We start from the raw sequence: 1662 nt of genomic DNA on the forward strand, positions 1-1662 counted from the left end.
GCATGTTAATGAAGCATTGGAATTGCTAACGGGTTTAAAGACGGGAACGCTTAAAGACGGTATGTACGAGGATGGCAGCATCTTCGGCAAAGTGCACGAGAAGATGGCCAGCTTACGTGAGAAAGAAGAGAGTAAAGATAGCGAAGAAAAGGGTGCTCATGAGAAAAACGCTTAAGCGACTAAAGCGAACAGGTTTTACACTCCTTATAGTGACTTGTGCTAATGTCTTTGCGGATGACTTGCTCTCAGAAAAGCTAATGACCGACGACGTGGTGCTTGAGGGGGTATTTGCACAGGGCGGTTTGTTAAAAGGTAATGTTAAGCCTTCGTACGACGTAAAACTGAATGAACGCGAAATTCGGCTTACGCGAGAAGGGGATTTTATTATTGGCTTTGGTCGCGATGCTGCGCCGGAGCACAAATTAACATTCAGCGCTCCTAATGGTGAACGTCATTCTCTAATTATTGATGTGAAGCAAAGGACTTATCCGACTCAAAGTATTAAAGGTGTTCCTCAAAAAACCGTGACACCCAGTAAGGATAAACTAGCCCGTATAAAACGCGAAACGGCGCTGGTTAAAAATGCTCGTAAAACTGATTCCAGCTTGCTTTACTTTTTGGATGACTTTACGGCACCTATGAGGGCGCCTATTACTGGTGTCTACGGTAGTCAACGGATTTACAACGGTACACCAAAGCGCCCACATTATGGTGTTGATTATGCTGGGCCAGTTGGGGCGCCAGTTTATGCTCCTGCTAGCGGTAAAGTTACGCTGGTCCATGAAGACATGTTTTACTCCGGTGGCACTTTAATTGTTGACCATGGTTATGGACTATCTTCAACCTTTATTCATCTAAGTGAAGTTGTCGTAAAAGAAGGTGAAGATATTGTGGCAGGCCAGGAAATTGCCAAAGTAGGGGCTGGAGGTCGTTCTACAGGTCCGCACCTTGATTGGCGTGTTAATTGGTATGGTACGAGAATTGACCCTCAGCTGGTTCTTTTGATAGCTGGTGATAAGTAAACTTAAAGCGATGGCATTCTTGCTGCAAGATGGTCATCGCATTCCATTCCATTATTACATTTACTTACCTAGTAAACTCAAACCGCATATACGAAGTACATTTCCGTTAAGCGCATTAGCATCGGGGCGGCTGAAAAAGCTCACTCCCTCTGCGATATCTAGCGGCAAGCCACCCTGTGATAATGCATTCATACGTCGCCCTAGTTCACGAGTCAATAAAGGGATTCGCTGGGTCATATCAGTTTCTATAAAGCCAGGTGCAATGGCGTTAATAGTTAGCCCCTGAAGGCCCTGGTCGGCGGTGTGTTGGCTCATCGCTTCAACATAAGAGGCTATTCCGGCTTTAGAGCAGGCGTAATTACTTTGTCCGAAGTTACCTGCAATCCCGGAAATAGAAGATATACAGATGATGCGTGCATTGTTAGCAAGTAGCTTCTTTTCTATTAGCGCACGATTGATATCCAGCACCCTGGACAAGTTGATGTTTATCACTTGATCCCAAAAGTGCTCTGGCATGTTAGCAATAGTCTTGTCGCGAGTAATGCCAGCGTTATGAACAATGATATCTATTACGCCGAGTTGCGCACCAATAGTATTGCATATAGAGTCGACCGAGCTTTCTGCGCTTAAATCCAATGCA

2 protein-coding genes are annotated in these 1662 nt (G+C 45.1%); one reads left to right on the top strand and one right to left on the bottom strand.

The features are described from left to right. Positions 1-158: 158 nt before the first annotated feature. Positions 159-1022 carry a M23 family metallopeptidase gene (locus A3763_RS12765; RefSeq protein ID WP_082880459.1) on the top strand — a complete coding sequence of 288 codons (864 nt, stop codon included), beginning with the start codon at positions 159-161 and terminating at the stop codon, positions 1020-1022. Between the two features lie 60 nt (positions 1023-1082). On the opposite strand, the gene A3763_RS12770 is transcribed toward A3763_RS12765, so the two are convergent. Continuing rightward, on the bottom strand, positions 1083-1662 hold a 580-nt coding region (locus tag A3763_RS12770; RefSeq protein ID WP_156495074.1), incomplete at its 5' end, for an SDR family NAD(P)-dependent oxidoreductase.

It is taken from the genome of Oleiphilus sp. HI0128 (assembly GCF_001635365.1).

What these genes read in the sequence shown, in the direction of transcription:
- A3763_RS12765 (WP_082880459.1), top strand. Translation starts at nt 159, where the DNA reads ATGAGAAAAACGCTTAAGCGACTAAAGCGAACAGGTTTTACACTCCTT.